This window comes from Pseudomonas sp. JR33AA (genome assembly GCF_021378985.1).
GTDB classification, from domain to species: Bacteria; Pseudomonadota; Gammaproteobacteria; order Pseudomonadales; family Pseudomonadaceae; genus Aquipseudomonas; species Aquipseudomonas alloputida.
In genome coordinates this window covers 14,447-40,429 of record NZ_JAJSAW010000003.1, presented here as the reverse complement: position 1 = coordinate 40,429, position 25,983 = coordinate 14,447, and the positions used below count along the sequence as shown (strand labels likewise).

At 62.6% G+C, this 25,983-nt stretch carries 26 protein-coding genes; 10 read left to right on the top strand and 16 right to left on the bottom strand.

Features of this window, described 5'->3' with window-relative positions:
• Positions 1-97: 97 nt before the first annotated feature.
• A complete protein-coding gene (locus LVS58_RS06250; protein WP_015270735.1) occupies positions 98-550 on the bottom strand; it encodes an Lrp/AsnC family transcriptional regulator in 453 nt (150 codons plus the stop codon).
• Between the two features lie 111 nt (positions 551-661).
• Between LVS58_RS06250 and LVS58_RS06245 the strand changes: the two genes are divergently transcribed.
• Both LVS58_RS06245 and LVS58_RS06240 read left to right on the top strand, forming a co-directional pair.
• A complete protein-coding gene (locus tag LVS58_RS06245) occupies positions 662-1,276 on the top strand; it encodes a LysE family translocator (protein WP_233690321.1) in 615 nt (204 codons plus the stop codon).
• 66 nt (positions 1,277-1,342) lie between these two features.
• Entirely contained in the window at positions 1,343-1,975 is a 633-nt protein-coding gene (locus LVS58_RS06240; RefSeq protein ID WP_233690320.1) for a LysE family translocator, read from the top strand.
• A 22-nt stretch (positions 1,976-1,997) separates the two neighbouring features.
• Here LVS58_RS06240 and LVS58_RS06235 read toward each other — a convergent pair whose 3' ends face one another.
• The 10 genes from LVS58_RS06235 to LVS58_RS06190 form a co-directional block, all read right to left on the bottom strand.
• Entirely contained in the window at positions 1,998-4,181 is a 2,184-nt protein-coding gene (locus LVS58_RS06235; protein ID WP_233690319.1) for a GAF domain-containing hybrid sensor histidine kinase/response regulator, read from the bottom strand.
• Between the two features lie 94 nt (positions 4,182-4,275).
• Entirely contained in the window at positions 4,276-4,839 is a 564-nt protein-coding gene (locus tag LVS58_RS06230) for an NUDIX hydrolase (protein WP_003256075.1), read from the bottom strand.
• A 2-nt stretch (positions 4,840-4,841) separates the two neighbouring features.
• Complete coding sequence (locus tag LVS58_RS06225; RefSeq protein WP_233690318.1) at positions 4,842-5,594, bottom strand: GntR family transcriptional regulator; 753 nt, start codon at positions 5,592-5,594, stop codon at positions 4,842-4,844.
• A gap of 90 nt (positions 5,595-5,684) precedes the next feature.
• Positions 5,685-6,074, bottom strand: coding sequence for a carboxymuconolactone decarboxylase family protein (locus tag LVS58_RS06220; RefSeq protein ID WP_233690317.1), 390 nt, complete (start codon positions 6,072-6,074; stop codon positions 5,685-5,687).
• A gap of 135 nt (positions 6,075-6,209) precedes the next feature.
• Positions 6,210-6,695 carry a flavin reductase family protein gene (locus tag LVS58_RS06215; RefSeq protein ID WP_233690316.1) on the bottom strand — a complete coding sequence of 162 codons (486 nt, stop codon included), beginning with the start codon at positions 6,693-6,695 and terminating at the stop codon, positions 6,210-6,212.
• 12 nt (positions 6,696-6,707) lie between these two features.
• The gene (locus LVS58_RS06210; protein WP_233690315.1) at positions 6,708-8,189 is read right to left on the bottom strand and encodes an aldehyde dehydrogenase; all 1,482 of its coding nucleotides are present in this window, start codon (positions 8,187-8,189) and stop codon (positions 6,708-6,710) included.
• Positions 8,186-9,019, bottom strand: a complete 834-nt coding sequence (locus tag LVS58_RS06205) for an alpha/beta fold hydrolase (protein WP_233690314.1) — start codon at positions 9,017-9,019, stop codon at positions 8,186-8,188. Before LVS58_RS06205 ends, LVS58_RS06210 begins: the two co-directional genes overlap by 4 nt.
• Before the next feature lie 68 nt (positions 9,020-9,087).
• Positions 9,088-9,684, bottom strand: a complete 597-nt coding sequence (locus LVS58_RS06200; RefSeq protein ID WP_016715710.1) for an amino acid synthesis family protein — start codon at positions 9,682-9,684, stop codon at positions 9,088-9,090.
• Positions 9,685-9,948: 264 nt separating this feature from the next.
• Positions 9,949-10,989 carry an LLM class flavin-dependent oxidoreductase gene (locus tag LVS58_RS06195; RefSeq protein ID WP_233690313.1) on the bottom strand — a complete coding sequence of 347 codons (1,041 nt, stop codon included), beginning with the start codon at positions 10,987-10,989 and terminating at the stop codon, positions 9,949-9,951.
• Between the two features lie 75 nt (positions 10,990-11,064).
• Complete coding sequence (locus LVS58_RS06190; RefSeq protein ID WP_233690312.1) at positions 11,065-11,550, bottom strand: flavin reductase family protein; 486 nt, start codon at positions 11,548-11,550, stop codon at positions 11,065-11,067.
• 316 nt (positions 11,551-11,866) lie between these two features.
• On the opposite strand from LVS58_RS06190, the gene LVS58_RS06185 reads away from it, so the two are divergent.
• Positions 11,867-13,273, top strand: a complete 1,407-nt coding sequence (locus tag LVS58_RS06185; RefSeq protein WP_233690311.1) for a purine-cytosine permease family protein — start codon at positions 11,867-11,869, stop codon at positions 13,271-13,273.
• 52 nt (positions 13,274-13,325) lie between these two features.
• Here the strand turns inward: LVS58_RS06185 and LVS58_RS06180 are convergent, their stop codons facing one another.
• Positions 13,326-14,951: a methyl-accepting chemotaxis protein gene (locus LVS58_RS06180; protein ID WP_233690310.1), complete on the bottom strand. Its 1,626-nt coding sequence runs from the start codon at positions 14,949-14,951 to the stop codon at positions 13,326-13,328.
• A gap of 277 nt (positions 14,952-15,228) precedes the next feature.
• Complete coding sequence (locus tag LVS58_RS06175) at positions 15,229-16,161, bottom strand: AraC family transcriptional regulator (RefSeq protein ID WP_233690309.1); 933 nt, start codon at positions 16,159-16,161, stop codon at positions 15,229-15,231.
• A gap of 102 nt (positions 16,162-16,263) precedes the next feature.
• On the opposite strand from LVS58_RS06175, the gene LVS58_RS06170 reads away from it, so the two are divergent.
• The 5 genes from LVS58_RS06170 to LVS58_RS06150 all read left to right on the top strand — a co-directional run bounded on the left by LVS58_RS06170 (position 16,264) and on the right by LVS58_RS06150 (position 20,753).
• Positions 16,264-16,824 (top strand): carboxymuconolactone decarboxylase family protein, encoded by a 561-nt coding sequence (locus LVS58_RS06170; protein ID WP_003256052.1) that lies wholly within the window; start codon positions 16,264-16,266, stop codon positions 16,822-16,824.
• Between the two features lie 99 nt (positions 16,825-16,923).
• On the top strand, positions 16,924-17,988 hold the full coding sequence (locus LVS58_RS06165) for an acyl-CoA dehydrogenase family protein (protein ID WP_233690308.1): 1,065 nt from the start codon (positions 16,924-16,926) through the stop codon (positions 17,986-17,988).
• Positions 17,985-18,806 (top strand): ABC transporter ATP-binding protein, encoded by an 822-nt coding sequence (locus LVS58_RS06160; protein WP_233690307.1) that lies wholly within the window; start codon positions 17,985-17,987, stop codon positions 18,804-18,806. Before LVS58_RS06165 ends, LVS58_RS06160 begins: the two co-directional genes overlap by 4 nt.
• The gene (locus LVS58_RS06155; RefSeq protein WP_233690306.1) at positions 18,793-19,998 is read left to right on the top strand and encodes an ABC transporter substrate-binding protein; all 1,206 of its coding nucleotides are present in this window, start codon (positions 18,793-18,795) and stop codon (positions 19,996-19,998) included. Before LVS58_RS06160 ends, LVS58_RS06155 begins: the two co-directional genes overlap by 14 nt.
• Positions 19,998-20,753 carry an ABC transporter permease gene (locus tag LVS58_RS06150; RefSeq protein ID WP_233690305.1) on the top strand — a complete coding sequence of 252 codons (756 nt, stop codon included), beginning with the start codon at positions 19,998-20,000 and terminating at the stop codon, positions 20,751-20,753. The genes LVS58_RS06155 and LVS58_RS06150 overlap by 1 nt, the downstream gene beginning before the upstream one ends.
• Before the next feature lie 49 nt (positions 20,754-20,802).
• Here the strand turns inward: LVS58_RS06150 and LVS58_RS06145 are convergent, their stop codons facing one another.
• Positions 20,803-21,489 carry a GNAT family N-acetyltransferase gene (locus LVS58_RS06145; RefSeq protein WP_233690304.1) on the bottom strand — a complete coding sequence of 229 codons (687 nt, stop codon included), beginning with the start codon at positions 21,487-21,489 and terminating at the stop codon, positions 20,803-20,805.
• Between the two features lie 76 nt (positions 21,490-21,565).
• Complete coding sequence (gene argC / locus LVS58_RS06140; RefSeq protein ID WP_233690303.1) at positions 21,566-22,507, bottom strand: N-acetyl-gamma-glutamyl-phosphate reductase; 942 nt, start codon at positions 22,505-22,507, stop codon at positions 21,566-21,568.
• A gap of 156 nt (positions 22,508-22,663) precedes the next feature.
• Between argC and LVS58_RS06135 the strand changes: the two genes are divergently transcribed.
• Complete coding sequence (locus tag LVS58_RS06135; protein WP_233690302.1) at positions 22,664-23,542, top strand: LysR family transcriptional regulator; 879 nt, start codon at positions 22,664-22,666, stop codon at positions 23,540-23,542.
• Positions 23,543-23,608: 66 nt separating this feature from the next.
• Here LVS58_RS06135 and LVS58_RS06130 read toward each other — a convergent pair whose 3' ends face one another.
• Positions 23,609-24,259, bottom strand: a complete 651-nt coding sequence (locus LVS58_RS06130; RefSeq protein ID WP_233690301.1) for a TIGR04211 family SH3 domain-containing protein — start codon at positions 24,257-24,259, stop codon at positions 23,609-23,611.
• A 316-nt stretch (positions 24,260-24,575) separates the two neighbouring features.
• Here LVS58_RS06130 and LVS58_RS06125 point away from each other — a divergent pair, with 316 nt between their 5' ends.
• Positions 24,576-25,883, top strand: coding sequence for an OprD family porin (locus LVS58_RS06125; protein ID WP_442796446.1), 1,308 nt, complete (start codon positions 24,576-24,578; stop codon positions 25,881-25,883).
• Positions 25,884-25,983: the final 100 nt, after the last annotated feature.

Sequence of the window (25,983 nt, the reverse complement as noted above, 5' to 3'; positions counted from 1 at the left end):
ATGTGCGCGTTTTCAGGGCAGATAAAAGGTTGCCTGTGCCGGCCTCTTCGCGGGTTTACCCGCGAAAGGGCCGGCACAACGGCACAAGGGGAAACAGCTACATGGGTAGCAACCGATCCTGAATCACTTCCTTCATCACCAAGGTCGAGCTCAAGCGTTTCACATTGGGAATGCTGGTCAGTTGCTCGTCGTACAGCTTCTGAAACGCCGGCAGGTCCTTGGCCACCACATGCAGCAGGTAGTCCGGGTCACCGAACAACCGCTGCGCCTCGACAATCTGCGGGATCTCAGCCAACGCCGCTTCAAAGTCGGCCACTGGCTGACGGGTCACTTCGCGCAGGGTGACGAACACCAGCGCGGCAAAGTTCAGCCCCAGGGCGCTTGGTGCCAGGCGAGCGTGGTAGCCCAGAATCGCCCCGGACTCCTCCAGTGCCTTCAGGCGCCGATGGCAGGGGGACAGGCTGAGCCCCACGCGGTCTGCCAGCTCGGTCACCGACAGCCGACCGTCTTTTTGCAGCTCGGCAAGGATTTTTCGGTCAGTTCTGTCCATTGGCAAGAATCTTCCAGTAAATGAATGCTGGCGGGAAATATACGAAAGAAAATCCCCAAGCGGAATCCGTAATCTTTCCTCATCCCAAAGCAGTAGATAAGGAAGATTCAAGTGGCTATCAGTATGCTGACGGCGTTCTGGGCTGTGTCGATGCTGTTCGTGATTACCCCCGGTGCAGACTGGGCCTATGCGATCTCGGCCGGCATGCGCGGGCGCTGGGTGATGCCAGCGGTGGCGGGGATGTTGTCGGGGCACTTCCTGGCCACGCTGGTGGTGGCGGCCGGGGTCGGCAGTTTGCTGGCAGGTCACCCATTGGCGCTGACCTTGCTGACCCTGGCGGGGTGCAGCTACTTGCTGTGGCTGGGCGGCAATCTGTTGCTTAGCCCGGCATTGCCGGCGGCCGGGCAGGGCGGAGTGGGGGAGTCGGGCTCACGCTGGGCGTTGAAGGGGTTTTGCGTCAGCGGCCTGAACCCCAAGGTGTTCCTGCTGTTCCTGGCCCTGTTGCCGCAGTTCACCGACCCGCAGTCGAGCTGGCCCGTGCCGTTGCAGATCTTGTTGCTGGGGCTGGTCCACCTGTGCAGTTCGCTGGTGATCTACACGCTGGTCGGCTATGGCGCCAAAGCTGTGCTGAGCACTCGGCCGGGTGCGGCAAAGCTGGTCGGGCGGGTGTCGGGGATGGCGATGATTACAGTGGCCTTGGGCTTGATAGCCGGGCAAATGACCTGAATTCACCGGTTCAGAATGACTTCAGATAAACTCGCTGCAACCTCATGCACAACCAGGATGTGCCCCATGCCCGAAACCGGCCAACTGCTCACGTTCGCCTTGATTTGCCTTGGCATGGTCCTGACCCCAGGGCCGAACATGATCTACCTGATTTCCCGCTCGATCTGCCAGGGCCGCAAAGCCGGGTTGATTTCTCTTGGCGGGGTGGCTCTGGGCTTTGTCATCTACATGTTCTGCGCGGCGATGGGCATCACGGCGCTGGTGATGGCTGTACCCTTTGCCTACGATGCGCTGCGTATCGGTGGTGCGCTGTACCTGTTGTACCTGGCCTGGCAGGCGCTGCGGCCGGGTGGTCGTTCGCCGTTCCAGCTCCGTGAACTGCCGGCCGACAGCCCGCGGCGGTTGTTCTCCATGGGGTTCGCCACCAGCTTGCTCAACCCGAAGATTGCCGTCATGTACCTGTCGCTTATGCCGCAGTTCATCGAACCGGGCCACGGCAGCGTGCTGGTGCAGTCGCTGGTACTGGGTTCGACGCAGATCGCCATCAGCGTTACGGTCAACGCGCTGATTGTGATCATGGCCGGTTCCATCGCCGTGTTCCTGGCGGGTAGGCCGCTGTGGCAACAGGTTCAGCGTTGGCTGATGGGCACGGTGCTGGCGGGGCTGGCGGTGCGCATGCTGTCAGAAGGGCGCCGCTGATTGCCCATCGCGATGCAAGGTATCAGTGGCCGAGTACTTTTCCGAGCATCTGGCACACCTGTTCCGCCGAGTAGGGTTTGGCCAGGAAGGTGAACCCTTGGTGCCCGCCTTCGGCAATCGCCTCGCTGTAGCCCGAAGTGAGGATCACCGGCAATTGTGGGCGCTGGCGGCGAAGCTCGCGGGCCAGTGCCAAGCCACCCATGCCGGGCATGACCACATCGGAAAACACCGCATCAAAATCACCGGCCGGGCCATTCAACTGCGCCAGCGCTTCTTCTGCCGAACGCGCATAGCTGATTTGGTAGCCGTGGTCCTCGAGGAGCTGAGCTGTGAAGCTGCCCAGGTCGGGGTTGTCTTCTACCACCAGTATTCGTCGTCGCGCGCCCTGAAACGGCGGCTGGCTGCCTGCCGAGGCGACTTCGGGCGAGGCCGCAGGTGCAGCCTCCTGCGGTAGGTACAAGGTAAAGGTGGTGCCCTGGCCGGGGATGCTGTTCACCTGTACATCGCCCCCGGATTGTTTGGCGAAACCGAACACCTGCGACAACCCGAGCCCGGTACCTTCGCCTGGGGCCTTGGTGGTGAAGAACGGATCGAAGATGCGTTCAAGCAACTCGGCGGCAATACCGACGCCGTTGTCGCTCACCGATATCGCCGCGAACGGGCCTGGCAGTGAAGGCTGACCGCGCAAGGCCGGCAGGCACTGGTTGGCCTGCAGACGTAGCTGCAAGGCACCTTCGCCAGCCATGGCATCGCGGCCGTTGAGCATCAGGTTGATCACCGCGGTTTCCAACTGGCTGAGGTCGGCGCGGATGTGGCAGGGCGCTTGCGGTAACTGCAGCTCGACCCGGATGCGCGCGCCAGTGACGGTGTCGAGCATGTCGGCCATGGCTTCCAGCCGTGGCCCGGCTTCGAACACCTGTGGGCTGAGGGCTTGGCGGCGGGCGAAGGCCAGTAGCTGGCTGGTCAGTCTGGCACCACGGTCGACGGTGTCGGACATGGTCTTGAGGTAGCGTTCGCGGCGCTCCTCGGCCAGGTTGGGGCGCTGCAGGAAGTGCAGCGACGAGCGGATTATGGTCAGCAGGTTATTGAAGTCGTGGGCTACCCCGCCGGTCAGCTGGCCAATGGCTTCCAGCTTCTGGGCCTGGCGCAGCACGGCCTCGGTGTGCAGCAACTGAGTCGTACGTTCCTCTACGCGATGTTCCAAGGTCGTGTTAAGCGCTTCCAGGGCCGCCATCGCTTCGCGCACCTCTGCATGGGCCTGGGCCCGCTGTATGTGCGCCCAGCATCGCTCGGTCACTTCGCTGATCAGTGTTTGCTCGTAGTCGGTCCATGCCCGGGGTAGGCGGTCGTGAATAGCCATCAGCGCGGTCAGCCTGCCACCCTTGATCAGTGGGATGCAGATGGTGGCCGTAATGCCGATGGCCTGAAAAGTCGCCGCCTCGTCGGGGGCCAGTTCGCGGAGGTTGTCGTTGATCACCAGGGCCAGGCCACTGCGCAGGCGGCTGACTGCGAGGCGGCCGAAGTCATGCAGGTGATACTGGCCCACCAGACGCGGCGAGCCGGGTGCCACCGCATCGCCGCAGATGGTGAAACCGTCCTCGTCGGGGTCCATCACCGCATAGGCGCAGCTGGACAGGCCAAGATGCTCGACCAGCATGCGGGTGGTGATGGCCATGATCTGGTCCGGGTCGGTCGCCTCGGTCACCGCTCGCCCGAGGGTATCGAGAAAGTGCAGACGCTGGTTGGTAACCACGCTGGCGGTGGTTTCGGTGACCGTGTCGAGCATGCCCAGTATCTTGCCATCATGGCCGCGAATCGGGCTGTAGCAGAAGGTAAAATAGGCCCGCTCCAGGCCGCCGTTGCGGTCGATCATCAGCGGGAAGTCTTCGATGTACACCGCTTCACCGGCCAACGCACGGTCCGCCATGCTGCTGATTTCATCCCAGGCTTCGTGCCACACGTCGCGGAAGGGGATGCCTAAGGTCAGGGGCTTGCGACCGAGAATCGGGGTGAAGGCATCGTTGTACAGGGTGATCAAGTCCGGGCCCCAGAGCACGGCCTGCGGAAAGCGCGAGGCCAGGCACAGCGCCATTGTGGTTTTCAGGGCGTCGGGCCAATGTTCCAGCGGCCCCAGCGGGGTGGTGGCCCAGTCGTGGTGGCGGATGCGTTCGGCCATTAGCCCGCCGCCGTCTAGCCATCTAGCCATGTGCTTTGCCGGTCCTCGTTCTCAAGGCCCTTAGGGTGCACCGAGAATAGACCGTTGGCGAGGGTTTTGTGAGGGACTGTGCCACTGCACGAGCCTAGCGCATGAAGTGCACCTTGCCGGTGTCATCATTGCCCATATAAATGCCATACACCCCGGCCTGCCGCTCGAGGATGTAGCGCTCAAGGATTTGCCGGATGGCCGGGTAGTAGATCTCATCCCAGGGAATTTCATCCGGTTCGAAGAACTTGTACGCCAGCGTCTCAGGCCCGTACTGCCCGGTTTCTTCGGTGACGATGGCACGGAAGATGATGTACACCTCGCTGATCTTGGGCACGCTGAAGATCGAATACGGCGAGACAATATCTGCACGTACGCCGCTTTCTTCCCATACCTCGCGCAGCGCCGCCTGCTCGGTGGTTTCGCCAGCCTCCATGAACCCTGCGGGCAGGGTCCAGGTGCCCGGGCGTGGCGGGATGGCGCGCTGGCACAGCAGGTACTTTCCATCGCGCTCGATGATGCAGCCGGCGATGATCTTGGGGTTGATGTAATGAATGTAGCCGCAGCCGGCGCAATGCAGGCGTTCGTGGGTATCGCCTGTGGGAACGCCCCGGGCCAGTTCCGTGGTGCAGTGCGGGCAGTAGCGCGGGGCATTGGGCATGATCAGCGACCTATGCGGGGTTCCTTCAGGGCCAGGGGTTCGACAATGTCGCGCACCTTGGCGTTGTCATCCTGCTTTTGGCGCAGGTAGTCCAAGGCCACCTTGGCGGCGGCGCGGACGTGGTCGACCGAGGCCTGGTGGGCCACCAGTGGGTCACCGCTCTTGATTGCCTCGACGATCTTTTCCATTTCGCGGTTACTGGCGCCGCGGCGGTTTTCCTGCGAGACCGAAGTGGCGCGCAGATAACTGATGCGTGCCTGCAACTGGCGCAATTGCTGGGCTGCCACCTGGTTGCCAGAGCCTTCGAGCAGCACATCGTAGAAACCTTGTACCGAGTCCAGCACCTGTTGCAGCTCGCCTTCTTCCAGTGCCTCGCGGTTCACCTCCAGCGCGCGTTCCAGAGCACGAATGTCCTTGGCCTTGGCGTTGAGGGTGAACAGCTGCACGATCAGGCCTTCGAGCACGCAGCGCAGCTCGTAGATGTCGCGGGCGTCTTCCAGGGTGATGATGGCCACGCGCGGCCCCTTGGCGTCGGCGAATTCCACCAGGCCTTCGGACTCCAGATGACGCAGCGCTTCACGTACCGAAGTGCGGCTGACACCGAGGCGGTCGCACAGGTCGCGTTCGACCAGGCGGTCGCCGGGCAGCAAGTGAAAGTTCATGATCGCGGTGCGCAGCTTGTCGAGCACGATTTCGCGCAGGGTAACGGGGTTGCGGTTGACCTTGAAACTGTCGTCGAGTGGCTGGCGTTTCATCAAGTGCGCTCTTAAAGAGGCTGCCCGGCCGCAACCGCAACAGCACCACGAACCTTGGGTGCTCCTTGCGTGGGTTCGAACAGCCCGGTGTTAACGGGTTGACTCCGCATCGGCTTCAGCGAACGCTTCGCGGGCCAGGCGGAAACTGTCCACCGCCGCTGGTACGCCGCAATAAATGCCAACCTGGAGCAGGATTTCGCGAATCTGTTCACGGCTCAGGCCATTGCGCAGGGCACCGCGAATGTGCAATTTGAGCTCGTGGGGCCTGTTGAGCGCGGAAATCATGGCCAAGTTTATCATGCTGCGCTCTTTCAGCGACAAGCCTTCACGGCCCCAGACGTGACCCCAGCAATACTCGGTGACCAGCTCCTGCAACGGTTTGGTGAACGCATCCGCGTTCTGGATCGAACGGTTGACGTAGTCCTCGCCCAGCACCTGGGTGCGGATTTTCAGACCCTTTTCGTACTTTTCATTGCTCATGTGCAGTACTCCGGCATAAAACAGGGGCCGCAACCGAGGGTGAGACGATTAGCGCGACCCCTGAAAACAGGGGCATCGGTGTTGGCCTCTTCGCGGGCGAGCCCGCGAAGAGGCCGATACCGACTTCAAGGTATATCAGCCGAGGGGCGGCAGGGCGCCCAGCTTGCCCTTGTGGTAGACCATCGGGGTCACCGGTTCGGCCGGCAGCACCAGGTTTTTCACCGCGCCAACGATGATCGCGTGGTCACCGCCGTCGTACTCGCGCCACAGTTCGCACTCGATGATCGCCGTGGCCTTGGCCAGCAGGGGGTTGCCCAGCTCGCTCAGGTGCCACTCGATGGCCTTGGCCTTGTCCTTGCCCTTGCCTGCGAAGGCATAGGCCTCGGCGGTTTGGTCGGCGGACAGCAGGTGGATGGCGAACTGCTTGCTGTCACGCAGGACCGGGTAAGTGTCGGAGGCGTAGTTGGGGCAGAACAGCACCAGCGCCGGGTCGATCGACAGCGCGCTGAACGCACTGGCGGTGATGCCGACGATGCCGCCGTCGGCGTCCAGGGTGGTCACTACCGTGACGCCGGATGGAAAGGAGCCCATCACGTCTTTGTAGATGCCGGGTTCGATCATCTCGTGTTCCTCCTAGCGCATCACGAACGGGTCGGGCATCGGCGCGGTGGACAAGTTGATCCACACGGTCTTCAGCTCGGTATAGGCCAGCACCGAATCGATGCCGCTCTCACGGCCGTAGCCGCTGTTCTTGAAACCACCTATCGGTGCCATGGCCGACACGGCGCGGTAGGTGTTGACCCAGATGATCCCCGAACGCACGTCACGGGCCAGGCGGTGGGCACGGCCCAGATCGCGCGTCCAGATGCCGGCAGCCAGGCCGAATTGCGAGTCGTTGGCGATGGCCAGGGCTTCTTCTTCGGTCTTGAAGCGGATCACTGCGGCGACTGGGCCAAACACTTCTTCCTGCATGATGGTCATCGCGTTGCTGTCGCACTCGAACAGGGTCGGCTCGTAGAACCAGCCGTCACCTTCAACGTCGGCACGCTTTCCGCCCATGTGCAGTTTTGCGCCTTCGGCCTTGGCTGCTGCTACCAGACTTTCGACGACGGCCAGCTGTTGCGCGGTGGCCATCGGGCCCATTTCGCTGGCGTCGTCCTGCGGGTTGCCGATGCGGATGCGCTTGGCGCGGGCAATCAGGCGCTCGACGAACACGTCGAAGATTTCATCCTGCACCAGCAGGCGCGAACCGGCCACGCAGCTTTGCCCGGACGCGGCATAGATGCCGGCCACGGCGCCATTGATGGCGCTGTCCAGGTCGGCGTCGGCGAAAATGATGTTCGGCGACTTGCCGCCCAGTTCCAGCGACAGCTTGGCGAAGTTTTCGGCACTGCTGCGCACCACGTGGCGGGCGGTGGCAGCGCCGCCGGTGAAGGCGATCTTGCGCACCAGTGGGTGACGGGTCAGCGCCGCGCCGGTGCTGGGGCCGTAACCGGTGACCACGTTGACCACGCCGGCCGGGAAGCCGGCCTCAAGGGCCAGTCGGGCCAGCTCGAGGATGGTCGCCGAGGCGTGCTCGGACGGTTTGAGCACGATGGTGTTGCCGGCAGCCAGGGCAGGGGCCAGCTTGATCGCGGTGAGGTACAGCGGGCTGTTCCACGGGATGATCCCGGCAACCACGCCGATTGGCTCGTGCACGGTGTAGGCGAACAGGTCGGGTTTGTCCAGCGGCAGGGTGCCGCCTTCGAGCTTGTCGGCCAGGCCCGCAGTGTAGTGGAAGAATTCTGGCAGATAGCCGACCTGGCCGCGGGTTTCGCGGATCAGCTTGCCGTTGTCACGGCTTTCCAGCTGGGCCAGGTGCTCCTTGTTCTCGGCAATCAGGTCACCCAGACGACGCAACAGCTTGCCCCGCGCGGTGGCGGTGATGCTGCGCCACGCCTTGCTGTCGAAGGCACGCTGGGCGGCCTGAACGGCCAGCTCCACATCGGCTTCATCGGCGTCGGGCAGTTGCGCCCAGGCCTGGGCGGTGGCCGGGTTGAGGCTGTCGAAGGTCTTGCCGCTCTGGGCATCGCGCCATTGGCCGTCGATGCACATCTGGAAACGAACGAGGGTCATGCAACAATCCCCTTGGCGGATTCGGTGAGGGTGCGGGCTTGGGAAAGGAAGTCCAGCAGCATCTTGTTGACTTCACGCGGTGCTTCCACCGGCATCATATGCCGTTGCTCGGCGAGGACCACACTGTGTGCACCAGGAATGCTGGCGGCGAGCTGGCGGGTCATGGCCGGGGTAGAGCCCGAGTCGAGTTCGCCGGTGGCGATCAGCGTCGGCACCTGGATACTGCCCAGGTCGTCGGCACGGTACATGTCCTGGGTGGCGAACAGCGAATAAGTGGTGTGGTAGCCCTGAGGGTCGTTGCTCGCCAGCACCTGGCGAATGGCGGCGACCTGCGCCGGGTTGGCAGCCTTGTATTCACGGCTGAACCAGCGGTCGAGGGCAGCATCGACGTTGGCGTCCGGGCCCAGCTCCGCTGCCTGGGCAGCGCGGGCGATCACCCCGGCACTCTGCTCGGGGGTGCGGTTGAACACGCTGTTGAGCACGACCAGTGCAGCCAGGCGTTGCGGGTAATTGAGGGCGAACGCGCGGGCAACCAGGCCACCCATGGAGAAGCCGATCACGGTGGCTTGTGCAATTTGCAGGTGGTCAAGCAGTTCGGCGAGCTGGTCGGCATAGCCTTCCAGCGGTGTGTCGGCGGCCGGTACGCGGCTTTGACCGTGGCCGAGCATGTCGTAGGCGATGACGCGGTAGTCGTTGGCCAGGCCAACGAACTGACCGCCCCACATTTCCTTGTTCAGGCCCACGCCGTGGATCAGTACCACGGGTTGGCCCTGGCCGACATCCAGATAGCTGGTGCCGGCAGGTGTGCGTTCAGCGACAGGCTGAATCATGGAGGGCGCTCCTTGAAGGTCGGGCGCGGCGGGTAAACACGCCACGCCCCGGCCCGTCTTGGTTGTTGTTATTGAGCGTTGGCTTTTTCGGCAGCCAGTTCTTCCAGGTCGATGTAGCGGTTGCCGATGCGCGGGTGCAGGCGGCCGCCATCGGCTGCGCCCAGGACCACGACGATTTCATCGGCACGCGGGGCGTCTTCGATCTGCATTTCCAGGGTGATGTAGTGCGAACGCAGGCCTTCATCGTCCTTCTGCATCATCGGGATCTGGATCGAAGTGCCTGGGCCGCCGCGCTTGTTGGTGAAGCTCAGGTAGCTCTTGGCCTGTACCGCCTCGCGGTAGTGATTGCCGAAGCGCAGGGTATGGATGACGGCCGAGGCGTGCTCGATTTCGCCATCGGCGCCGACGACGGCGGCCTTGCCGTAGGCCTCGATCTTGTCGGCACCGCCAATGGCAGCAGTCAGGCGCTCGACCATCAGGGCACCCAGGTCCGAGCAGTTGGCGCGAATTTCCGGCTTCAGATCTTCAACGAAACCGCGACCGGCCCATGGATTCTTGATCACGACGGCCAGGCCGACCATTGTCACCGGCTTGTCGGTGGCCTTGCCGCCTTCGATGCGGGTCTCTTCGGAGTAGGTGACGATCTTGCGGATTTCGAAACTCATGGGTGGCTCCTGGTGAGGGTTATCAGCTCTTGTTGTCTGATGGTATACCATAATATTTGTTGTGCAAGAGGTGTCAGGAAATTTCTCTTGTCGGGGGACGAAAGGTGGCCTGATGCCTTGATTTCTCTGTTGTCTGTACTGGCCTCTTCGCGGGCTTGCCCGCTCCCACAGGGACTGCACAGGTTTCAAAAAAAAGCCCGCTCACGCAGGCCGAAGAGGCCCACGGGAGCGGGCGCGTCCCGCAATGATTCAGGCAATGGGAATTCAGGCGAACGCCGGCACCACTTCCTTGATGAACAGCTCCAGCGACTTCTTCTTTTCGGCGTGGGGCAGGCTGTTGTCGCACCAGAAGCTGAACTCGTCGACGCCGAGCTCCTGGTAGTACTTGATGCGCGCGATAATTTCTTCCGGGGTGCCGATCATGGTGTTCTTGCGGATGTTCTCCAGCTGGAATGCCGGCACTTCGGCAAACTTCGATTCCGGGCTCGGCTCCAGGAAGCCATTCACCGGGGTGGTCTTGTTGCCGAACCAGGCATCGAACGTGCGGTAGAAGCGCGATATGGCCTGGGCGCCGACCTTCCAGCCTTCCGGTTCAGCCGGGCTGTGCACATGGGTGTGGCGCAGTACCATCAGTTGCGGGCGCGGCACGCCTGGGTTGTTGTCCAGGGCAGCCTGGAACTTGTTCTTCAGGTCCAGCACTTCTTCGTCCCCCTTCATCAGCGGGGTGACCATGACATTGCAACCATTGGCCACGGCGAAGTTGTGCGAGTCCGGGTCGCGGGCGGCGATCCACATGGGCGGCGTGGCGTTGAACGGCTTCGGAACGCTGGTGGAGGTCGGGAATTTGTAGACTTCACCGTCGTGGGCGTAGTCGCCTTCCCATAGCTTGCGCACCACCGGCACCATCTCGCGCAACGCCTTGCCGCCGTCGGTGGCCGGCATGCCACCTGCCATGCGGTCGAACTCGAACTGGTAGGCGCCACGGGCCAGGCCCACCTCCATGCGGCCGTTGCTGATCACGTCGAGCAGGGCGCATTCGCCAGCTACGCGGATCGGGTTCCAGAACGGCGCGATGATGGTGCCGGCGCCCAGGCGGATCTTCTCGGTGCGTGCGGCCAGGTAGGCCAGCAGCGGCATCGGGCTTGGCGAAATGGTGTATTCCATGGCGTGGTGTTCGCCGATCCACACGGTGCTGAAACCGCCGTTCTCGGCCATCAGGGTCAGTTCGGTCAGGTCTTCGAACAGCTGGCGGTGGCTGACCTGTTCATCCCAACGTTCCATGTGCACGAACAACGAAAATTTCATGGGGCTTTCCTCAACGCTTGAAAGTGGCTGGCGCCGGGCAGGGGGGGCGCCAGTTGTCTCGATTCAGAATAGGCTTCAGGCAAAGGCTGGCAGGCTGGCCATCTTCCCGCGGCAGTACACCATCGGCCGTGGCGCTTCTGCAGGGACGATCAGGTTATGTACCTTGCCGACCATGATGGCGTGGTCGCCACCTTCATATTCGCGCCACAGTTCGCATTCGATGACGGCGGTGGCACCGGCCAGGATCGGGTTGCCCAGTTCGCTCAGGCTCCACTCGATACCGCTGGCCTTGTCCTTGCCCTTCTTGGCGAACGCATAGGCCTCGACCTGCTGTTCACCGGAGAGCAGATGAATGGCAAAGCGCTTCTGCTTGATCAGTACCGGGTAGGAGTCGGAGGTGTAGTTGGGGCAGAACAGCACCAGCGGCGGGTCCATCGACAGGGAGGAGAAAGCGCTGGCGGTCAGGCCGACGACCGAGCCGTCGTCGTCCAGCGTGGTGATGACGGTAACGCCGGACGGGAAGGAGCCCAGGACGTTCTTGTAGACGGTTGCGTCGATCATCTCGTGTACCTCTAAAAGGCTGCGGTGGTCCGCGGTTTTTATCGTTGATGTGTCTGATGGTATACCGTAATACCTATTTTGCAAGCGGAATTTTCAAGCCCAGTTTTTCACGATGAACGGCTACAGGCCACGTAAACCGAGGCCTTGAGCGGCATGGCGGTTTGTCGCAGGGGTTTGGCAAGCAGATCAGTGGCCGGTTTTTCATGCGGATCAGTGTTGTCAAATGTTTGGAATACCATAATATGGTCCGCAGCTGAGAGGCCGCCTAGATGCGGTTTCCTTACAAAGATAAAAACGACCTTTCGAGCTGAAAACCATGTCCCAACCGTCGTCGCAACACCAGTTTGTCGAGAATCACACGGTCGATTACGTTCCACCTGCCGAGCGCCACGGGAAGGCGCGCGACCTGTTCACCCTCTGGTTCAGTACCAACATTGCGCCACTGCCCATCGTCACCGGTGCCATGGTGGTCCAGGTTTTCCACCTGAACCTGTTGTGGGGGTTGATAGCCATCGTCCTGGGCCATCTGGTCGGGGGTGTGGTCATCGCCCTGGCCTCTGCGCAGGGGCCGCAGCTGGGCATTCCACAAATGGTGCAAAGCCGTGGCCAGTTTGGCCGCTACGGTGCCTTGCTGATCGTGTTCTTCACCGCGCTGATCTATGTCGGCTTCTTTATTTCCAACATTGTCCTGGCAGGCAAGACCATCCACGGCATCGCCCCGAGCGTGCCGATGCCCGGCGCGATCGTGATCGGCGCCCTGAGCGCTACTGCCATCGGCGTGATCGGCTACCGTTTCATCCACATTCTCAACCGCATCGGTACCTGGGTGATGGGTTCGGCTCTGCTGGCCGGTTTCATCATGATGTTCATCCAGGACCTGCCGGCAGACTTCTTCAGCCGCGGCGCGTTCAACCTGTCGGGCTTTATCGCCACCGTGTCGCTGGGCACCATCTGGCAGATCAGCTTCTCGCCGTACACGTCAGACTATTCGCGCTATCTGCCGCGTGAAGTGGGCATTGCCAAACCATTCTGGGCGACCTACCTGGGCGCCACCCTGGGCACCATCCTGTGCTTCAGTTTTGGTGCAGTGGCGGTGTTGTGCGTCCCGCAAGGCACTGACGCAATGGACGCAGTGAAGCAGGCTACCGGCTGGTTGGGCCCGATCCTGATGGTGCTGTTCCTGCTTAACATCATCAGCCACAACGCCCTCAACCTGTATGGCGCGGTGCTGTCGATCGTGACCGCAATCCAGACCTTCATGGCCGAATGGACGCCGAGCGTCAGGGTGCGGGTGATTCTGGCCTCGGTCATTCTGGTGGGCTGCGGGATGGTTGCACTGAATGCCTCCGCGGACTTCATCGGCCAGTTCATCGGCCTGATCCTGGCGCTGCTGCTGGTGCTGGTGCCGTGGGCTTCGATCAACCTGATCGATTTCTACCTGATCAAGAAGGGCCAATACGACATCGCCTCGATCTTCAGTGCAGACGGCGGCATCTATGGCCGTTTCAACCACCACGCAATCATTGCCTATGCCTGCGGCATCCTGGTGCAACTGCCGTTTGCCAATACTTCGCTGTATGTGGGGCCGTACTCGAACATTGTCGAAGGGGCTGACCTGTCGTGGCTGTTCGGCTTGCTGGTGACCGTGCCGCTTTACTACTGCCTGGCGACGCGCGGCAAGGCTGTCGAGACGGCGGGGCGGGTTGTGAATGTCAACGACTGATAGATAGTCGTTGCTGTAACCGGGGCTGCTTTGCAGCCCCTGTCATTTCCGATCAGACCTTGAACTTCGCCACCATCCCGTTCAAGTCCACTGCCAGCCGCGACAAGTCTTGCGCAGCCGCACTGGTCTGATTGGCACCCGCCGAAGTCTGCATAGCCAGATCACGAATGTTGACCAGATTACGGTCCACCTCTCGTGCCACCTGTGCCTGCTCTTCAGAAGCACTGGCAATTACCAGGTTACGCTGGTTGATCGAGGCGATCGCCTCGGCAATCACCTCCAACGCCAGCCCCGCACCTTGTGCCACTTCCAGCGTACCGCTGGCACGCCCCTGGCTGCTGTGCATTGCCGTCACCGCACGCTCGGTACCGTTCTGAATACCGACAATCATTTGCTCGATCTCCGCCGTCGATTGCTGTGTACGGTGGGCGAGGGCGCGGACCTCGTCGGCCACCACGGCAAATCCACGGCCCGCTTCTCCAGCGCGGGCAGCCTCGATAGCGGCGTTCAGTGCCAGCAGGTTGGTTTGCCCGGCAATCGCGCCAATCACGTCCAGAACCCGGCTGATCTCGTTGGCACTGCTGGCCAGTTGTTCTATTTCGCCCGAGGTGTCGCTCACGTCAGCCACCAGGTGCTGGATGGATGCCAGTGCCTGGTTGACCCGGTCGCGGCCATCGCGAGTGGTCTGGTCGGCGCCTTTGGAGGCGTCGGCGGTGCTGACCGCATTGTTTGCCACTTCCTCGACCGCTGCGGTCATCTGGTTGACGGCCGTGGCCGCCTGGTCGATTTCCGCGCTTTGCTGGTGTAAGCCGCGGCTGGTGTCTTCGGTGACGGAGTGCAGTTCTTCCGAGGCTGAGGCCAGCTGGTCGGACGAAGCAGCGATCTTGCGAATGGTGTCGCGCAGGCTGCTTTGCATGCGGCTCAGAGCGCGTAGCAACTGGGCTGGCTCGTCGCGGCCGACAATCCGGATCTCCTCGGTGAGGTCGCCGAGCGCAACCCGTTCCGCGACGGCCACGGCATCGGCCAGAGGCACCACGATGCTGCGTGTAAGCACGATGGCAATAGCGGCCAGAGCAAACATGATCACAAGCAATGAAGAGGTGATGGCGGTGAACGCTTCATCCGCTACGTCGCTGCTGCGTTGTGAGGCATTTTCAGCACTTTTGCTGTTGTAGTCGATCAGCGCCACCAACGCCTTCATCATGCTGTCGGCACGCTGGGTGAGCGGGCCGCTGATCTGCTGCTTGACTTCGTCCATACGGCCTGCGGCAATGTTCTGCAGCACTTTCACCTGTAGTTCGAGGTACTGCTGGTGCGCGTCATTGAATGTGTTGAACAGAGCACGGTCGTCGGCAGCGATGAGGGTGTCAGCGTAGTCTTTCAGGCCACCCTGGAGTTCGGCGTTGATGCCCTCGAGCATCTTCAGGTTGCGTGTGCGTTCGGTGGGGTTATCGTCCAGCGCCACGCGCAGGGTGATGGCACGGGCGCGCCCGAGGTTGCTGCTGATCTCGCCCAGCGCTACCACGGAGGGCATCCAGGTGAGCCGGATCTCGTCAGTGGCCTTGTCCATCTGGCGGGTTTCGTAAAGTGCGATAAGGCCCATGACCAGGACCAGGATGCCCAACAGGGCGAATACGCTGGCAGCGCGAATGCCGATTTTCAAATTCCGTAATTGCATGGAAAGCTCCTTGCCGGTGGCGTGCAGGCGTCAGGAGCTGGCTGGAAAGCCGGGCCGCCGAGGTGGCGCCAGGCTCTTGATGCGCTGCGGATTAGTAGATTTGCCTCACCCTCGTGCATGTTTTTTGTTTGAATGATGCCATATGGCCATCATTATTGAACAGTCATTCAATGTAACAATGCAATTGACGAAGCTGCCGCTGTCTGGGGTTTTGCCAGAGGTTTGTGCCGAACAATTGCAATCTTCGGGTCGGCGGCGGCCAAGGCTCGGACCCGGGTCAGCAACGTTCGACGACTTGATTACCGCGCCCGCCATGCTGCCGGCGATACGCCCCCGGTTGAACCCCCACTGCCTTGGCAAACGCCCGGGTAAATGCCGCCACCGACTGATACCCCACCTGCGCCCCCACGTGCTCCACGGTTTGCCCGGCCTGCAGCAACTGGCAGGCCTGGCGCATGCGCAGCGCCAGCAGAACTTGCCCCGGCGATTGCCCGGCCAGTTCGCTGAAACGCTTGAAAAAAGCTGACCGTGACAACCCGGCGCACGCTGCCATGCTCTCCAGTGTCCATGCCTGCCCCGGATGTTCGATCAGTTGTTCCAGCAGCCCGGCAAACGCCGGCTGGCGTGCGAGGGCGACCATGCCACCCAGCGATTGGCCGGCGTGCTGCTGGCGCAGCACATACAGAAACAGCAAATGCGTCAGCCGCTCGAGCAGCGCCTGCGACGGCCCAGGGGCACGCCGGCACTCCTCCAGGATCAACCCGAACAGCGCCCGCGCTGCGCTGCCGGTAGGGTCTTCGGCACGCAGCAGGATCCATTCGGCCAGGCCCTCGACGATCAGCGTCGACAGGCCCGAGTGGAAATGAAAGAACCCACAGACCAGTCCGACCCCGTCGCCAGCCGTATTGTCCAGTGCCTGCATGGCCTGACGCGGTTGCGCGCACGCGTCGACCGGGTCCTGATCGCTGGACAGGCGATAGGCCAGGTCGCGCAGCAGGAACACGCCATCACCTTTCTCCAGGCGCACGGCCTGGGGCTGGCCGTCAATGTGCAGCCAGCAATGGCCTTGCACCACCAGGTGGAAGCTGGCCCGGCCCATGCCCTGGGTACTGGCATGCCAGCCGCCGCAATAACGGCCTACATGAAACAGGCTGGCATCGAGCTCCAGGCCTTCTAATAACCAATCGACAAGCGGGCTGGACGAAATCATCTAATGCAAAGACTCAGGAGCAAGGAAAGGCGACTGACGAATATGGAGGGTAATTCTTATAACCAACAGACTGTAGTGACACTCATCAACGGAGATCACTGCATGTCCTCGCGCATTACTTTACACACGCTGCAGAGCGCCCCGGAAGCGGCACGGCCGTTCCTTGAGAACGCCCAAAAAAATTCCGGCTTCATCCCCAACCTGCTCGGCGTGCTGGCCAACGCCCCGGCGGCGCTGGAAACCTACGTGACCGTTTCGGCCCTCAATGGCAAGTCTGAGCTTGGCCTGGCCGAGCGTGAAGTGGTGCAACTGATCGCTGCCACCCAGCATGGCTGCGACTTTTGCGTGGCCGGCCATACGGCCGTCGCGCTGAACAAGGCCAAGCTGCCGCAGGAGGTGGTCGATGCTCTGCGTGCCCGTGGCGAACTCCCGAACGCCCGCTACGAAACCCTGGCCGCCTTTGCCCGCGAAGTGATCGCCACCCGTGGCAATGTCAGTGAAGCCACCTACCAGGCCTTCCGTGAGGCCGGCTTCAGTGAAGGCAACGCCTTGGAGGTGATTCTGGGCGTAAGTCTCGCAACCTTGTGCAACTTTGCTAATGTTTTCGCCCAGACGCCACTCAACGAAGAGCTTGGCAAATACCGCTGGCAGCCTTCTGCATAGCCCACCGGTGATAATGGCCCTAACCAGGCCGTTGAAGGAGCGGCCTTGTGCCGCGAACGGGCCGCACAGCGGCCCCGGCGTTATCAAAGGAGCAAGACCATGCAAGATTGTGCATTTCGACACTGGCTGGATGCCAATGCCGAGGCCATCGACCGGGGCCTGTGCGAACCGCAGCAGGTGCTGGCGCAGATCGCGGAATCGCAGCTGCTGCGCACGGGGGTCGACCCAGCGCTGGGCGGTACGGGCGGGCAGGTGACCGACGCGGTCGAGGCCATCGCCGCCATTGCCAGCCGCTCATTGGCTGCGGCTTTCGTCTGCTGGGGCCAGCGTGCCTTCATCGAATACCTGCTGCACAGTCCCAACCAGCCCCTGCGTGAGCGCCTGCTGCCGCGCCTTTTGACCGGTGAATTGGCCGGTGCCACCGGGCTGTCCAACGCCATGAAGTTCCTGTCCGGTATCGAAGCGCTGCAGGTGCGTGGCCGCCCGGCAGCCGATGGCTGGCACCTGGAAGGGCGACTGCACTGGGTGACCAACTTGCGTAAAAGCGGCTTCGTGGTGGCGGCGGCCATCGAGGATGAAGCCGGGGGCGCGCCGTTTGTGCTGGCCATTCCTTCCGACGCTCAAGGCCTTGAGCGCTCTGATGATCTACAACTGATGGGCCTGCAGTCGAGCAACACGGCAGCACTGGCTTTTCACCAGGTATCGCTGGCACGCGACTGGCTGCTGCATGAAAATGCACGCGAATTCCTGCCACGGGTACGCCCGGCATTCCTGGCGCTGCAGTGTGGCATGGCCATCGGCCTGGCGCGACGGGCACTGGAAGAGGTTAACGCGCACCTGGGTGGCCGAGACTCGTTCCTCGACGAAGCCCGTCAGGTGCTTGGCGAACGCCTGGAAAACACCGTCAGCGAACTCAAGCAGGGCTTGTACGAAGGTCGCTTCCAGCAGCAGCCGGCAGCCTTGTTCAAGCTGCGCATCATCCTGGCTGAAAGTGCCGCCGATGCGGTACAACTGGAATTGCAGGCCAGTGGCGGCAAGGCTTACCTCAGCGAATACGGCGAAGGGTTTGCCCGCCGCTGGCGGGAGTCGGCCTTCGTGCCCATCGTCACGCCCAGCCTGGTGCAATTGCGCGCCGAACTGCAACGCCAGGCGGGCGTTGCATGAGCGCAGTGTTGCTGGAGGCCCGTGACATCCGCCTGGGCTACCCGCGCGAGGGGGGGTGGCAGCAGGTACTGGCGCAGTTCGACCTGCAACTGGCGCCAGGTGAAGTCGTGAGCATCCTTGGCCCCAGCGGTGTGGGCAAGTCAAGCCTGCTGCGGGTGCTGGCAGGCCTGCAGCAGCCTGGCGGCGGTAGCGTGAGCTTGCACGGCCAGCCGCTGCTGGGGCCGCACCCGCGTCTGGCGGTGGCCTTTCAGGACCCAAGCCTGCTGCCATGGCTGAGCCTGGAGAAAAACGTCGCCTTCGGCCTGGATTTCGCCCGTCAGCCCAAGCTGGCTGATGCCGAACGACGGGCACGCATCGACCATGCAATAGCCGCTGTGGGCCTGGCCCACGCCCGTGGCCAGTACCCGGCGCAGTTGTCTGGCGGTATGGCCCAGCGCACCGCGCTGGCCCGCTGCCTGGCCCGCCAGCCCGAAGTCTTGCTGCTGGATGAACCCTTCGGTGCGCTGGATGAGGTAACCCGTGCCGACATGCAGCAGCTGCTGCTGCAACTGATCGCCACGCACAAGACCGCGGCCGTGCTGATCACCCACGATATCGACGAAGCCCTGCTGCTGTCAGACCGGGTTCTGCTACTGGGCAACCACCCAGCGCACATCCTTGGCCAGTGGCACATCGACCTGCCGCAACCGCGCACGCAGAGGGTCGAAGAGCTGGGGGCCTTGCGCATAGACATCCTCAAAACCCTTCGGCGGGCAAGCCGCACAGTCGAACCTACCCCAACCTCATTGCCCTCGGAGGCTGTCCATGTGCATGGATGACTGCTGTTCTTCTTCTTCGCGTCGTGACTTTCTCAAGCTAGGCGCCATGCTCACTGCTGCTGGTGCATTGCCGTTGCTGTCGAGCTTGCAGGCGCGTGCCGCTGCCGAGCCGGATGCGCCGGTGCGCATCGGCTACCTGCCGATCACCGATGCCACGCCGCTGCTGGTGGCACATAACAATGGCCTGTTCGAGGCCGAAGGCATCAAGGCTGAGCGCCCGGTGCTACTGCGCAGCTGGGCGCAGGTGATCGAGGCATTCATCTCCGGCCAGGTCAACGTCATCCACCTGCTTTCGCCGATGACGGTATGGGCGCGCTATGGAAGCAAGGTGCCAGCCAAGGTGGTGGCCTGGAACCACGTGGGCGGTTCGGGGCTGACGGTAGCGCCGGATATATCCGACCTGAAACAGCTCGGTGGCAAAACTGTGGCCATTCCGTTTTGGTACTCGATCCACAATGTGGTACTGCAACAGATGCTCAACGACAACGGCCTGACGCCAGTGTCGAAACCGGCCAATGCGCAACTGGCCGTCAACGAAGTCAACCTGTTGGTGCTGCCACCGTCCGACATGCCACCCGCCCTGGCCAGCAAGCGCATTGCCGGCTACATCGTTGCCGAGCCGTTCAACGCACTGGCCGAGAACCTCAAGGTAGGCCGCGTGCAGCGCTTTACCGGCGATGTATGGCGCAACCATGCGTGCTGCGTGGTGTTCATGCATGAGCATGATCTGAATAACCGCCCAGAGTGGTCGCAGAAAGTGGTCAACGCCATCGTCAAGGCCCAGCAATGGACCCGTGACCATCGCGCCGAAGCCGCCGCACTGCTGTCCAGGGCGGGCCCCAACAAGTACACCCCGCACGAGCCTGCGGTGCTTACCAAGGTCCTGGCGCCAGCCGCCGAAGACCGTGCTGGCTACATTGCCAGTGGTGCCATTCGCCATCAGCAATGGGACGAGAAGCGCATCGACTTCCAGCCATACCCGTTCCCGAGTTACACCGAAGCGCTGGTCAAGCGCCTGAAAACCACCCTGATCGAAGGCGACAATGCTTTCCTTGCCGGGCTGGATCCGGCGTATGCCGCCCGCGACCTGGTCGACGATCGCTTCGTGCGCAATGCCATCGCGACAGTGGGGGGGCCGTCGGTGTTCGGCATTGCCGACAACTTCGAGCGTAGCGAGGAGTTTGCGGTCTGATGCGCACGCATGTCGTACATGCCGGCCTTGGGCTGGTCGGGTTGCTGGCCTTGTTGCTGTTATGGTGGGCCGGTGTTGCAGTGTTCGGCCAGGCCGACGGCCTGTCGGCGCGTTTTTCGCCAGCGGCAACCCTGGCCAGCCTGGTCGAGTTGCTGGGGCAGGGCGAGGTCTATGGGCATATCTGGGTCAGCCTCAAGCGCATCCTGATCGGGCTGTTGCTGGCGCTGCTGATTGGCGTGCCGCTGGGCTTGCTGGTGGGCAGCTACCGGCACCTGGAGGCGGCGACCACGCCGGCATTCCAGTTTCTGCGCATGATATCGCCATTGTCGTGGATGCCTGTGGTGGTGATGCTGATGGGGGTGGGTGACCAGCCGATCTACTTCCTGCTGGCGTTTGCCGCATTGTGGCCGATCTTGCTGAATACGGCGGCAGGGGTGCGTCAACTGGACCCACGCTGGCTGCAACTTAGCCGCAGCTTGAGTGCAACGCGCTGGGAAACCTTGTGCAAGGTGATTGTGCCGGGGGTGATCGGTCACGTGCTGACGGGTGTGCGCCTGGCCATCGGTATTCTATGGATCGTGCTGGTGCCATGCGAAATGCTTGGGGTGAGTGCGGGGCTTGGGTATTTCATTCTTGATACCCGCGACCGGCTGGCGTATTCCGAACTGATGGCGATGGTGCTGCTGATTGGCGTGCTGGGGTTTGTGCTGGATGCCCTGGCGCGTGGGCTGCATCGGCGTTGGGTGCATGGCTGAAAGGCCAGTGAGGCCCGTTCGTGAGTATCCCCGCGAACAGGCCCTTGGATCAATGCACGGTCTTGCGCTGGCGCACACATTCCCGGGCCTGAGCGGTCAGCTCATCCAGCCGCTCATCGCGCATCTGCTCCGCTTCGATCATTGCATCCTCACCCTGCTGGTTAAGCAGATAGGTGTGAATCTGCAGCACTTCTGGCGTCTGATAAATCGGCGCGATGTCCAGGCGCCCGATCAGCGCACCACTGGGCTGGCCGGTGCTGGTCATTAGCACCTGCGGTCCATTGGCGGCCACCACTTGCATGCCCATCGCCTCGAACCACGGCACCTGGTTGGCAAAGGCGTTCAGTTCCACACAGGCATGGCGCGAGCGCAGGTCGCCCAGCAGAGCACGGGCGATGCCCTGGCGGCGATGGCTGGCACACACGGCCAGGAAGGCCAATGCACAGGCCTGCCCATCGTCCTGGGCGGGCAGCGACAGCGCAAAGCCCAGCAACTGGTCCGGTGCTTCGGCATCCAGCGCCACGGTGAGCGCCACGGCCAGCCCGCGGGCGCCGTCCAGCGCTTGCAGATACTGGTGGACTTCCATGCCGACGCCGTACTGGTACAGCGGGTATAGCGGGTTGTCGACGGCGATGGCGACACTGCTCAATTCGCCGACATTGTGAATGACCAGCTCGCGGATCTGGTTCTGGAAAGATTCGGGCGGCACGCTGTCGAGGCGGCTCAGGATGAACATCTGGGGGCTCCGGCGGATAAGAATACGACCCGCGCTAGGTTGGCGCGGGTTGTACAGTCTAACCGGTTTTGCCGTATCAGCCGTGTGCCTGTAAGGCGCCGAGCATCAGGTCGAGGTTTTGCACGGCAGCACCAGAGGCACCTTTGCCCAGGTTGTCGAACACCGCGGTGAGCAGTACCTGGCCATGCTCGGGGTTGGCGTACAGCGCCAGGCGCAGGTCATTGCTGTCGTTCAATGCCTCGGGGTCGAGGTTTGCCGCAGGACCGTACTGATGCAGGGGCATCACCTGAACGTGGCGGGCACCCTGGTAATGCTGTTCCAGGCAGGCTTGCAGCCGCTCGGCGCTGACGTGCCCCGGCAACAGGCGAAGCTGCAGCGCAATGCTCAGCACGATGCCTTGGCGGTAGGCGCCATAGCCGGGTATGAACATCGGCCGCGTCGACAACCCCGCGTGCTGCTGGATCTCCGGTACGTGCTTGTGCGCCAGCTCCAGGCCATACAGCTGTAGCGCCGGGGCTTTGGCGGCGCCGGGCTGTTCATGCCGTTCGACCGCCGCGCGGCCGCCGCCGGAGTAGCCAGAGACGGCGTGGATGTTCAGTGGGTAGTCCGCAGGCAGCAAGCCGGCCTTGACCAGGGGGTGCAGTAGCGCGATGGCGCCGGTGGGATAGCAGCCGGGATTGCTGACACGCTTGCTTTGCGCGATGCGCTCGGCTTGCTGTTCGTCAAGCTCCGGCAGGCCATACACCCAGCCTGGGGTGGTGCGGTGCGCTGAGCTGGCGTCGATCACCCGCACCTGTGGGTTATGGATTGCGGCCACAGCCTCGCGGGCGGCGTCGTCGGGCAGGCACAGCAGGGCGATGTCGGCGCTGTTGATCGCTTCGCAGCGGCGTCGCGGGTCCTTGCGCTCGGCCTCGGGCAGGGTCAACAGGCAAAGATCGCCGCGGCCCTGCAGGCGGGCATGGATCTGCAGGCCTGTGGTGCCTTGGTCGCCGTCGATGAAAACAACAGGGGTGTGCATGCTCGGGGTCCGGTTGGGGAAAGATGGCCTATGCTCGCCCGTAGCGTTGGTAATGAAAATTTGAATATGATGATCGATATATTCAGGTTTTCTGAATGAGTTTTGAAACGCGTGGTGAACCTGTGGGTTTTGCCCGCAAAAGGGCCGGCTCTGACAATGCGCGAAATCAGCCTCGACCGCCTCCGCACATTGGTGGTCATTACCGACCTGGGCTCCTTTGCCGAGGCCGCCCGCCAGCTTAACCTGGCACCGCCCACCATCAGCTTGCACGTGGCCGAGCTGGAGGCGCGTATCGGCGCCCCGTTGCTCACCCGCACCCGCGGCCAGGTGCGGCCTACCGTCATCGGTGAAACACTGCTGGGGCGTGCCCGCCGCCTGCTGGCGGACGCTGACCTGGCGCTGGACGAAGTGCGCCGGCAGGTCGAAGGGTTGACCGGGCGTGTGCGGCTGGGCGCTTCCACCGGTGCCATCGCCCATTTGCTGCCGCAGGCGCTGGCGCGCCTGCGTGTGGAGCACCCGGGGATCGATGTGCAGGTCCAGGTGCTGACCTCCCAGGCGTCGCTCACGCGCTTGCGTGAGGGCACACTGGATATCGGCCTGGTGGCCTTGCCGCAAGTGGCCGGCAAGGGGCTGACGGTCACCCCCTGGCGGCGCGACCCGATCCTGGCCTATGTGCCAGCCGACTGGCAGCCACCGGCCAGGGTCACCCCGGCCTGGCTGGCGCAACGGGCGTTGATTCTCAACGACAGCACCACCCAGCTGTCGCGGGTTACCGGCGAGTGGTTTGCAGCGGCGGGGTTGTACCCCGAGCCGCGGATCGAGCTGAACTACAACGATGCGATCAAGAGCCTGGTCGGCGCCGGGTATGGGGCGACCTTGTTGCCGCAGGAAGGGGAAGCGACTGAACTGGACCGGCGCATTGCCCGCCGACCGCTGCGGCCGGGGTTGTGGCGGCAGTTGGGTATTGCTTGTCGGGAAGGGCAGGTGGAGCGGGCCACGGGGTATGTGCTGGAGGCGCTGGAGCGGTTGTTGTAGGGGCGATTGCGCTGCTGCAAGCTTTGTGGCAAGCACGCACGCTCCAGCCCCGACGCCTTGCCAGGCTCAGAACCAGCGATCGTTCTTCTTGCGCCCACGGGTCAGTGCCGGCAGGATCAGCCCCGCCAGCAAGCCTGCACCGGCAATGCTGCCGCCATACACCATGTAGCGCATCATCACCTGCTTGTTCTCATCCCCCAGGCGGGCCTGGGTATCGCGCAGGTCCGACTGGCTCTCATCGAGCTGCTCGTTCAGGGCTTTGTTGCGCGCCTGCAGCTCGTCAATCAGCTGCTTGCGCGAATCAAGCGTTTCCTGCATGCCCTGTACGCGGTTCTTCCAGCTGTCGTCGATGGTCTTCAACTGCCCGGTCAGTTCGGCGACCTGGGCATCGAGCAATGGCAGGCGCTCGTTCTGCCCAGGCACTGTCTGCAGGTCGTTGCTAAGGATCCACACCACATCGCCGTTCTGCCCACGCACCTGGCTGTAATTGCCCTGGCTGCCGAGCAGGGTCAGCTTCTGCCCGGACTTGAGCGTGCCGACAATGCGGTGCCCGTCGGTCGGGCCGCTGCGCACGTAGGTGCTCAGGCTGTCACTGACCCAGCGTGCGTCGCTGGCAGGCTCTTCGGCGTGCACGGGGGCGGCAAGGCCCACCAGGGCGGCAATCAGGCCGATGCGCAGGGCGGGGAGGGCGGAAGCATTTGGGCGGGAATCGGGCATGTTGGGTCTTCGCTGAATTCGCTGAAACAGGACAAAAAGTAGGCCCGGTGACTGGGCCGATGAACCGGTCGGTGAGTTGACCGTCAGCCGAAAGACCGTTTTTTTGTAAGCAGGTTCACTGCCTGGTGTCGGAAATGTCTGCAGAATGTTGCAGTACCGCCCCACAGCGCTGCGTTGCCGATGACGCAATTGTAATGTGTCGATCACCTTGGCGTTATCTGCCGGCCGTCAATCTCGGCCCGCTGACATAACAACAAATGCGACGTTCAAGGAGCATCGGATGACTTGCAGATCACCCCTGACACTGGCTGCTTGCATGGCGCTGGCCGGCGTTGGCAGCCAGGTGGTGGCCGCAGAAGAAACTGCGGACGGCTTCATGGAGGGCAGCACCCTCAGCGTGCTTAACCGCAACGTTTACTTCAACCGCGATAATCGCGATTCTGCGGCCCCCACACACAACCCGAGCAAACAACCTGACAACGGCTATTCCGAAGCCTGGGGGCACGCCGTGATTACCCGATTCGAGTCGGGCTTCACCCACGGCACCGTAGGTGTTGGCCTGGATGCGTTTGCCATGCTTGGCCTTAAGCTCGACACTGGCGGCGGCCGCAACGGCGGGCGCAGTTCTTTCGACGTTTTGCCGGTTGACCGCGACGGCCAGGCACGTGACGAATACACCAAGGTGGGGGGCGCGGCCAAGGTACGACTGTTCGACTCGGTACTGAAGGTGGGGGATGTGTTCCCGGCCAACCCGGTGGTGGCGGCTGGCGACTCGCGGCTGCTGCCGGAAAGCTTCCGTGGCGTGACCCTGGAGAACACCAGTATCAAGGACCTTACCCTGCAGGCCGGGCGCCTGCATGCCATGAGCCAGCCGATGTCCAGCGACCTGCGGGAGAACTTCGTGACCTTTTATGGCGGCCCGGTCGATTCGCCGTGGATCGCCTATGGCGGAGGGGATTACACGCTCAGTGAGCATGTCAGTGTCAGCCTGTTCAGTAGCCGGCTCAAGGACGTGTGGAACCAGTACTACGCCGGCACCAGCCTGAGCTGGCCGCTGAGCGAGACGCTGGCCCTGATTGGCGGTTTCAACTATTACAAGGTGGTGGATGAAGGGCAGCAACGCCTGGGCGCCTTTGACAACGACATCTGGAGCGCCAAGCTGGGTGTGCGCTTTGGTGCCCACACCCTGGCCCTGACCCACCAGCGCAACAACGGCGACGACGACTTCGACTACCTGCGCCAGTCCGACTCGATCTTCCTCGACAACTCCATTCAGTACAGCGACTTCAACGCGCCCAAGGAGCGTTCGTGGATGCTGCGTTATGACCTGAACATGGTCGCTTACGGCATACCCGGGTTGTCGTTCATGACACGCTACGGCAAGGGTACCGATGCCGACTACTCCAATGCCAACGCCATCTACATGCGCCGCGACGTTGCGGGCAACCCGCTGACCGACCAGAAACGCTGGGAGCGTGACATCGAGGTCAGGTATGTGGTGCAGACTGGCGCAGCCAAGGACCTGTCGTTGCGGGTTCGCCAGGCCACCACCCGGGCCACGGCGTTCGAGTCGGACCTGGACGAAGTGCGACTGATCGTGGAGTACCCCTTGTCGATTCTGTGATTCCACCTTGGCAACCTTGTTGCTCCTTTGGTTTGGGTGGATTTTCTGGCGCTCCGCTTGGGGCGCTTTTTTTCGGCCTGATCGCCTATCAAAGCTGCAT

Excerpts from the sequence above, each read along its gene's own strand:
- LVS58_RS06250 (WP_015270735.1), bottom strand. The coding sequence starts at position 550 with ATGGACAGAACTGACCGAAAAATCCTTGCCGAGCTGCAAAAAGACGGT.
- LVS58_RS06240 (WP_233690320.1), top strand. The coding sequence starts at position 1,343 with ATGCCCGAAACCGGCCAACTGCTCACGTTCGCCTTGATTTGCCTTGGC.
- LVS58_RS06235 (WP_233690319.1), bottom strand. The coding sequence starts at position 4,181 with ATGGCTAGATGGCTAGACGGCGGCGGGCTAATGGCCGAACGCATCCGC.
- LVS58_RS06230 (WP_003256075.1), bottom strand. The coding sequence starts at position 4,839 with ATGCCCAATGCCCCGCGCTACTGCCCGCACTGCACCACGGAACTGGCC.
- LVS58_RS06225 (WP_233690318.1), bottom strand. The coding sequence starts at position 5,594 with ATGAAACGCCAGCCACTCGACGACAGTTTCAAGGTCAACCGCAACCCC.
- LVS58_RS06220 (WP_233690317.1), bottom strand. The coding sequence starts at position 6,074 with ATGAGCAATGAAAAGTACGAAAAGGGTCTGAAAATCCGCACCCAGGTG.
- LVS58_RS06215 (WP_233690316.1), bottom strand. The coding sequence starts at position 6,695 with ATGATCGAACCCGGCATCTACAAAGACGTGATGGGCTCCTTTCCATCC.
- LVS58_RS06210 (WP_233690315.1), bottom strand. The coding sequence starts at position 8,189 with ATGACCCTCGTTCGTTTCCAGATGTGCATCGACGGCCAATGGCGCGAT.
- LVS58_RS06205 (WP_233690314.1), bottom strand. The coding sequence starts at position 9,019 with ATGATTCAGCCTGTCGCTGAACGCACACCTGCCGGCACCAGCTATCTG.
- LVS58_RS06200 (WP_016715710.1), bottom strand. The coding sequence starts at position 9,684 with ATGAGTTTCGAAATCCGCAAGATCGTCACCTACTCCGAAGAGACCCGC.
- LVS58_RS06195 (WP_233690313.1), bottom strand. The coding sequence starts at position 10,989 with ATGAAATTTTCGTTGTTCGTGCACATGGAACGTTGGGATGAACAGGTC.
- LVS58_RS06190 (WP_233690312.1), bottom strand. The coding sequence starts at position 11,550 with ATGATCGACGCAACCGTCTACAAGAACGTCCTGGGCTCCTTCCCGTCC.
- LVS58_RS06185 (WP_233690311.1), top strand. The coding sequence starts at position 11,867 with ATGTCCCAACCGTCGTCGCAACACCAGTTTGTCGAGAATCACACGGTC.
- LVS58_RS06180 (WP_233690310.1), bottom strand. The coding sequence starts at position 14,951 with ATGCAATTACGGAATTTGAAAATCGGCATTCGCGCTGCCAGCGTATTC.
- LVS58_RS06175 (WP_233690309.1), bottom strand. The coding sequence starts at position 16,161 with ATGATTTCGTCCAGCCCGCTTGTCGATTGGTTATTAGAAGGCCTGGAG.
- LVS58_RS06170 (WP_003256052.1), top strand. The coding sequence starts at position 16,264 with ATGTCCTCGCGCATTACTTTACACACGCTGCAGAGCGCCCCGGAAGCG.
- LVS58_RS06165 (WP_233690308.1), top strand. The coding sequence starts at position 16,924 with ATGCAAGATTGTGCATTTCGACACTGGCTGGATGCCAATGCCGAGGCC.
- LVS58_RS06160 (WP_233690307.1), top strand. The coding sequence starts at position 17,985 with ATGAGCGCAGTGTTGCTGGAGGCCCGTGACATCCGCCTGGGCTACCCG.
- LVS58_RS06155 (WP_233690306.1), top strand. The coding sequence starts at position 18,793 with ATGTGCATGGATGACTGCTGTTCTTCTTCTTCGCGTCGTGACTTTCTC.
- LVS58_RS06150 (WP_233690305.1), top strand. The coding sequence starts at position 19,998 with ATGCGCACGCATGTCGTACATGCCGGCCTTGGGCTGGTCGGGTTGCTG.
- LVS58_RS06145 (WP_233690304.1), bottom strand. The coding sequence starts at position 21,489 with ATGTTCATCCTGAGCCGCCTCGACAGCGTGCCGCCCGAATCTTTCCAG.
- argC (WP_233690303.1), bottom strand. The coding sequence starts at position 22,507 with ATGCACACCCCTGTTGTTTTCATCGACGGCGACCAAGGCACCACAGGC.
- LVS58_RS06135 (WP_233690302.1), top strand. The coding sequence starts at position 22,664 with ATGCGCGAAATCAGCCTCGACCGCCTCCGCACATTGGTGGTCATTACC.
- LVS58_RS06130 (WP_233690301.1), bottom strand. The coding sequence starts at position 24,259 with ATGCCCGATTCCCGCCCAAATGCTTCCGCCCTCCCCGCCCTGCGCATC.
- LVS58_RS06125 (WP_442796446.1), top strand. The coding sequence starts at position 24,576 with ATGGCGCTGGCCGGCGTTGGCAGCCAGGTGGTGGCCGCAGAAGAAACT.